Source organism: Streptomyces sp. NRRL S-646 (assembly GCF_000720765.1).
Lineage (GTDB): Bacteria > Actinomycetota > Actinomycetes > Streptomycetales > Streptomycetaceae > Streptomyces.
This window is the reverse complement of sequence record NZ_JODC01000066.1, coordinates 1-2,260: the sequence shown is the minus strand read 5'-3', so window position 1 is coordinate 2,260 and position 2,260 is coordinate 1. Positions and strand designations below refer to the sequence as shown.

Below are 2,260 nucleotides of genomic sequence, written 5' to 3'. Positions count from 1 at the left end.
ATGGCGATCTTCTCGGGGCCGAAGTGGTAGTTCTGCCGGAGATAGATGATCTTCCCGACCACCTCGACGTGTGTCGCGTTCGGCGACGTCTTGGGCGCCATGGAACGGGTGCGCAGGCCCTCGACGCCCTCGGCCTGGTAGCGGCGGTACCACGTGCAGTACGCCTGCCGGCTGATCCCGAAGTAGCGGCAGGACATAGCGACATTCCCGGTGACCTCTTCGACATGGCGCATGACGGCCAGGCGCCGCTTGGTTTCACGGTCAAGCGGCGGGGTGGTGGGTGTGGGCTTCGGCATGTGGATCTCCGTAGTGATCGGAGACCCAGGTGTCAACGATGATCGTCAGTTTTAGACCGAGAACAGGATTCGCGAACGGAGATTCGCGCGCCGGACATGCGCCCCGCTCAGCACTCTGCGCCCCTCGGACGAGTGATGGACGGGGCAATCGGGTTGCGGAAACATAACCGTCGTATACGGACCAGGCATGGCGTATGCCGAACAGATGCCTTGTCTGGTACCAAATCATGATAGAGAGGGGTATGCGGTGATGTACCGCAAAGCTGCCTTACATCTCGCGCTCGCGTTCGGTCTCGCGATCACGGTGTCCGGCGTCGCGCACGCAGATGCGGCCGCTCCGACCTGCAGGCCCGGCACGGCCTGCTACTTCCAGTGGACCGAACGGTCGGGAGTGACTCGCACGGAGAGCAATCCCGACACGTACTCTGCTACCAGCTGTACTACGACGGGGCCATCGCCGGATTCAACGGCACCGACAAGAGGGTCTATCTCTACAAGGACCGGGACTGCCAGGGCGGAGCCAGGGCCTACGTCGACCCCCGCGTCGGCTGGCAGGACAGCACCAACGTGTACTACTCGTTCGACTTCGTGCCGTAGGCCAAGCGGATCCGGCAGTTGTCGGCCCGCCCGCCGGGGCGGTCCGTGCCGCTCGGGGGCGGCAGATGGCGTGTGCAGGTCTGGAAGTGCCGCCCCTCCCCGTGTCCTGAAGCCCGTGGGCACGGCCTCGGAGCTCGCCCGGGAGCGGATCCGCCACGGCGTCCCGGACAGGCTCTTCGTCGGGTCGACAGCAAAATCTCAACAACCGTCAAAACACGGTGACTTCGCCAAATCCGGTCAACAGACGTCCCCTTCGGTCAATTTCGAACGCCTCCCGAAGTCATCGGTACAGCTAGCCTCGGCGGCTACGCGAAAGCCCACATCGGGTGGTTCCCTCGGACCGTTGGTGTCCGGATTCAGCCGGGCGGCGTGGGCCGGTCGAGAGCCTCGCGTCCGGCGCGGGTGAAGAGCCGCAGCACGCGCTGTGCGTCCTCGAAGCACGCCGTGATCTGCTGGTTCATATCCATGACATCAGCGCTGTTCAACGGCCCTGACACCGCCCTCGCCTCGTGCTCCTCGGCGCAAGTCAGCAGGTCCCGGAGGCTGGCTATGCAGTCACCCACCCGCGCGGCCACCTCCTCGGGTCCCTGCAACTCGACCGCGTAGGAGGTCTGCAGTGCCTCCCGGTACGCCAGCCTGCCGCGCAGCCGGATCTCCTCCCGCTGCGCGGCCTCCGGAGCACCGGTCAGGCAGCATCGGTGATAGTCGAGAGCGGCGATCCGGGCCGTCTGGGACTTCACGGCGAACTCCTCGTAGATCGCCTTCCGATGCTCTCGACGCCACCGGTGGTGCTCCAGGCGGAGATCGAGTTCCTGAAGCCCTTCCCGCCGACGTGACTGGCGTTCCTCCTGGTGTTCCAGAGCCTGTTGATTGGCGCGCTCCGACCGCAGAGCGAAGAAACCCGTCAGACCACTGCCGATCAGGGTTCCGAACATTCCCATGAACGAGAGGAGCAGAGAACCGGCCACACCTACTGTCTGCGCAGACCGGAACCCGAATACTCGTCGGCCGCCCCGAGACGTGTCAGCGCGTTCACCGGGTCCAGTCCGGGGTGTCTCTGGGCCACCAGTCGTCGCCGGGTTCCGACTCGTACTGCTGTGACCGAGAAGGTTCACCGGGTTTGGGTCTTCCGTCCAGCGCTGACGGTCTCGGAGTATCGAGGGATGGGGAATCGGGGGGATCCGGCCGAGGCGTTTCGGGCGGAGGTGGGCGTTGAGTTCGCGTTCCTGGTCGAGGACGCCGGCTTTTCGGGCCCGGAGCAGACTGAGTGGGCTTCTCTTCCATAGCGTCGGCCTGGACGTGGAGGTCTGGTTCCTGGACGGGCACGAGCCCGTGGTGACGACGCTGGTTGCTCCGGTCGCATCGGA

At 65.2% G+C, this 2,260-nt stretch carries 3 protein-coding genes; 1 reads left to right on the top strand and 2 read right to left on the bottom strand.

Annotated elements, in window-relative coordinates:
- Nucleotides 1-296: helix-turn-helix domain-containing protein (locus IH68_RS52315; RefSeq protein ID WP_159403908.1), on the bottom strand; the 296-nt coding region annotated here is incomplete at its 3' end.
- A gap of 372 nt (nt 297-668) precedes the next feature.
- Here IH68_RS52315 and IH68_RS0148830 point away from each other — a divergent pair.
- Nucleotides 669-893: a hypothetical protein gene (locus tag IH68_RS0148830; protein ID WP_030950264.1), complete on the top strand. Its 225-nt coding sequence runs from the start codon at nt 669-671 to the stop codon at nt 891-893.
- A 356-nt stretch (nt 894-1,249) separates the two neighbouring features.
- Here the strand turns inward: IH68_RS0148830 and IH68_RS0148825 are convergent, their stop codons facing one another.
- Entirely contained in the window at nt 1,250-1,834 is a 585-nt protein-coding gene (locus tag IH68_RS0148825) for a hypothetical protein (RefSeq protein ID WP_159403907.1), read from the bottom strand.
- Nucleotides 1,835-2,260 lie beyond the last annotated feature (426 nt).

Coding starts and splice junctions, on each gene's coding strand:
- IH68_RS0148825 (WP_159403907.1), bottom strand. CDS start 1,834: ATGGGAATGTTCGGAACCCTGATCGGCAGTGGTCTGACGGGTTTCTTC.